General features: G+C 50.9%; 4 protein-coding genes. 2 read left to right on the top strand and 2 right to left on the bottom strand.

Going from position 1 to position 3,253, the window contains the following annotated elements:
* A partial coding sequence (locus Q0X35_RS06290; protein ID WP_297566631.1) for an FMN-binding negative transcriptional regulator occupies positions 1-635 on the bottom strand: 635 nt, incomplete at its 3' end.
* Between the two features lie 163 nt (positions 636-798).
* Here Q0X35_RS06290 and Q0X35_RS06285 point away from each other — a divergent pair.
* Entirely contained in the window at positions 799-1,569 is a 771-nt protein-coding gene (locus Q0X35_RS06285) for a YwiC-like family protein (RefSeq protein WP_297566629.1), read from the top strand.
* Between the two features lie 14 nt (positions 1,570-1,583).
* On the opposite strand, the gene Q0X35_RS06280 is transcribed toward Q0X35_RS06285, so the two are convergent.
* Entirely contained in the window at positions 1,584-2,357 is a 774-nt protein-coding gene (locus Q0X35_RS06280) for a DUF981 domain-containing protein (RefSeq protein WP_297566627.1), read from the bottom strand.
* A gap of 210 nt (positions 2,358-2,567) precedes the next feature.
* Here Q0X35_RS06280 and Q0X35_RS06275 point away from each other — a divergent pair.
* The coding region (locus tag Q0X35_RS06275) for a DUF2804 family protein (RefSeq protein ID WP_297566625.1) at positions 2,568-3,253 on the top strand (686 nt) is incomplete at its 3' end.

Here is a 3,253-nt window from a genome sequence, read left to right as displayed (position 1 = left end):
CGCGCTTCGCGCTCCTGCGCCCACGGCACCGCTATTTTTTCCATAGCCTGCGCCACTTCTGCATATTCTCCGCCGCGGGCCGCCATATTTTCTGCCGTAAAAGAGATTTCTTCCGGAAGCAGGTTTTGGTGTAACTTCGCTTTTCCAGCTATTTCTGCCACTTCCATCTCAACTCCCACTAAAGCCGGCAGTGCATTGTCGAGGAGTTTCTGATCCTCAGCACTGAGATTCCAATCGCCTTCAAAGCGCTGCAACATTTTCTGCAAATGCGCTATTTTCCACTCGCGATCGGTGTAAGCGAAGAACTCTCCCCGTAAATGCACCTGTATATAGTCTAAAGTGGGCACCCGCGGCAGGCGCGCCCCCACCGGATTCGGCGGCAGATCAACTCCGTGCACCTGCCCTTGCACCCCGTTCACCACGATTAAGCCGCTGCCGCTACATTTCCACTGCGGATTAACTTTCGAGATATGGCTCTGCACAATTATTTTTTCTCCCCGCCGTTCCACTAAAAACGGCAGCAAGGTGGATTCCCAGCGCCCCGCTACTTGCCCGATGAACTGCCCGCGGCCAATTTTCTCCACTAGCTCCAAGGCCTGCGCTTCCGATATTTGATACTGCTGCGGTATATACATCTGCACTCCTGCGTTTCTGCGCTCTCACGGTTACTTTTGCTCTCACGGCTGCTTTTAGCTTAGCGATTCTGCCTTCAGAAATACAGAGTGAATCCGCGCAAAGAATAGTGAATCCGCGCAAAGAATATAGCATTAGTTTTCGCGTCCGTGCTAGAAATTAGCTATGGCGAAAAATTTTTTGCGGCTCCCCCGCCAGCATGGCGCTTATGCGATACTGCTCATTCCACTCACCGCCGGATTAGTGGAAGCGGCAAATTTTACCTGGGGGCAGGTGACTTTAACCGGCGCTTGGATCGGCGCCTACCTCAGTTTCTATCAGCTCTCCCTCTACTGGAAAACTCGCTCACCGCGCCGGCAAAACTACCGAGCACCACTTTTCGCCTATTTACTCGGTACGGCACTCTTTTCCGCTCTGACGCTCTGGGCACGTGGCTGGGGTCTACTCGGATGGGCAGCCATTCTTGCCGCACCCGGAATAGGTGCGCTGTACTGCCTAAAGACGCACGCAGAACGAAGTGTGCGCAGCGGCGCTTTTACCACTTTTATTTCCTGCACTATGGCGCTGGTGGCCGCCTACCCCACACCGGCAGCGTGGCTAGCAGCTGACTCTGCTGTTTTTACTTGCGAAATCCTCGCCACTTTTGGTTATTTCTTCGGCTCTGTGCTGCACGTAAAAGCCCTTATCCGCGAGCGCGGGCAGCGTTCAGCTAGATGGCGCAGCATAGGGTGGCATCTTTTTTCGCTCCTCGTAATTTCTGCCCTGTATTACTATCAGCTGCTGAGCTGGATCTGGATACTTTATGCCGGAATATGGCTAGGGCGCACGGCGTTGCTACTTTACGTAGATCGCCGGCGCCCCCGCCGTCTTCCTGCCCGAAAAATCGGAATTATTGAAATACTTTGCTGCCTCCCCCTCTGGGTGACGCTGCTTTAGATTTCGCCACTACCTTAGATAGTGTTGAGAATAAATCCGATGTGGGTGTAGAAATTCATCGCTCCGAAAAGCATAAAAGCAACTCCCGAAATCGTCCAGCAAACCATCGAGGTTTTGATGGCGCTAATTCCACTCGTCTCCGTCTTTCCACTAGCAATTTGGAAAGCAGCTATCGGCGTGAGGAATGCTCCCAGGCCAGCTAGGAAGAAAAGTATCGAGAGGAAAATAGCTTCAAACCACGGATAGGGAGAGAAGAATCCGGAGATTGGCTCCTGTACGGGTGCAGCATAGAGACGGTAGATCAAACCCGCCATGGTAATCGCAAAGAGTTCTAAGCCCAGGGCGCCGATAAAAATAGATACCGGTTTCGCACTCTGTGCCACCGCGCGAAGTGGGTTTTCGGCTTCTCCGATTCCTTTGCCCCGCTTCCAGAGATAGAAGGCCGCCACCAGCAGCAGCACTCCGAAGGGGAGAGTGGTCTCGCCGAAAATTATGTTGTCGTAAGCGAATCCACCTTTAGCGAGTGGCCAGGTGAGAGTCATATGTAAACCAGTGCAGAATTGAATGATTCCTGATACCGCAAAAGCGAGTGCAAAAGAATCCGTATTCACCGGTTTCTTATTCTTCACGCTCTGCAGCAGCTCGTAAATAAAGAAAGCGACGAGTATTAATCCCACGCCGGCGGCCAGCGCCATAATCGTATTATAAGTGGGCATATCCTCCCACTTAATCATGCCCGGAGTAGAGATACCGGTCATAAAATCTGAAAATGAATCTTGTTGTTCCATGATCTTCCTAAATCTTTTTATTTTTTCGCATAAAAAGCGTCTTAAATATAAGAGGCTGCCATAATTTTACCGCACATAAGCCGATATTCCTTGCCGAAACGCGTTTTTAGTGGGACTAAAGCCCTTTACACTTCACCTATTTTCGTAACACATATTACACTTATTAGAGTTTTGTAAACCTAAGGAGAAATTTTAACGTATTATATGTGTATGATTTTCCAACCTGCTGACAATGAAGTTATCGGGGAATTACCAGCCACTAACCCGTTTATCACCTACCAAACACCTATCGCGGAATTACCTACTTCACCTCGAGAAGTGCCAGCTCCAGATGGATCTATTCCCTTTGGAATCTATAACGGCGCACTTCCCCAAATTGATTATCACCGTTTTGCTCAGAAATACCAGTGGCCAGCTTGGATGCGCTTCGCCGCGGAAAAGCGCTGGCGCTTTAGCGGGATTTTCGGCAAAGAAGTAATTATCGGTGCCACGGTGGTACGCGCCGGCATCGTCTCTAATATCTTTGGCTACATTTTTGAACGCAGCACCAGCCGGCTCAACGATTTTGCCATCACCCTCCCCGGCGGTCTCGACACTTCTGTACAGCTCCGCCCCGAACGGGAGCATGTATCCTATCGTGGCATCCGCGGCGATGTAGATATCCTCACCACAGCGGATGGAAAAATTCATTTGAATCTGCACATCGGAGAAATCACTATCGAAGCTTCCTATGCGCCGCCCGCCGGGCAGCTGGTACTCGTTTCGCGCGTCCCGAATGCCCGCGCACAAGGGAAAAAAGAAGGCGTAAATATCACCCGTAAATTAGCCGGTATGGCTGTGCAAGGAAAAGCGCAGGTAGGGAGCCGCACCTATTCCTTAGATGAGTGCTTCTCGAT

It is taken from the genome of uncultured Arcanobacterium sp., assembly GCF_947253055.1.
In the GTDB taxonomy this organism is placed as follows: domain Bacteria; phylum Actinomycetota; class Actinomycetes; order Actinomycetales; family Actinomycetaceae; genus Arcanobacterium_A.
This window is presented reverse-complemented; position numbering and strand designations above follow the sequence as displayed.